The sequence below is a fragment of the Xenorhabdus bovienii genome (genome assembly GCF_024721015.1).
In the GTDB taxonomy this organism is placed as follows: Bacteria; Pseudomonadota; Gammaproteobacteria; order Enterobacterales; family Enterobacteriaceae; genus Xenorhabdus; species Xenorhabdus bovienii.
The window spans coordinates 1-303 of sequence record NZ_JANAIF010000386.1; the positions used below are offsets into that span (position 1 = coordinate 1).

Below are 303 nucleotides of genomic sequence, written 5' to 3' on the forward strand. Positions count from 1 at the left end.
GGTTTTTCTTTTTGGGTATCGGATATACTCAAGTGCTTCTATTAATGCCTTCGCATCCTCCCGATTTATCACTACGTTTGTGTCTGGCGCGTCATATTCAATGGCAACCAAAACGCGAGCCATTTTCGCAATGAAGCTAATGTCATCCAGTTTTTGCGGACGCTGCCAGCGCGTGATTTGTGATTCATGAAAATCAATTATCCTGGCTACGTTCCGTGAACCTGTCAGCGCGATCTTGTTAAGCAATTCACTTTCCTTATCTCTGAATAATTTGCGGTAACTTGCGTGTTTCATTCGTAAAAT

The 303-nt window shown here is 42.6% G+C and carries 1 protein-coding gene; it reads right to left on the reverse strand.

What is annotated here, in order from left to right; all coding sequences use genetic code 11:
* Window positions 1-294: CII family transcriptional regulator (locus tag NXS07_RS21130; RefSeq protein WP_258087648.1), on the reverse strand; the 294-nt coding region annotated here is incomplete at its 3' end.
* Window positions 295-303 lie beyond the last annotated feature (9 nt).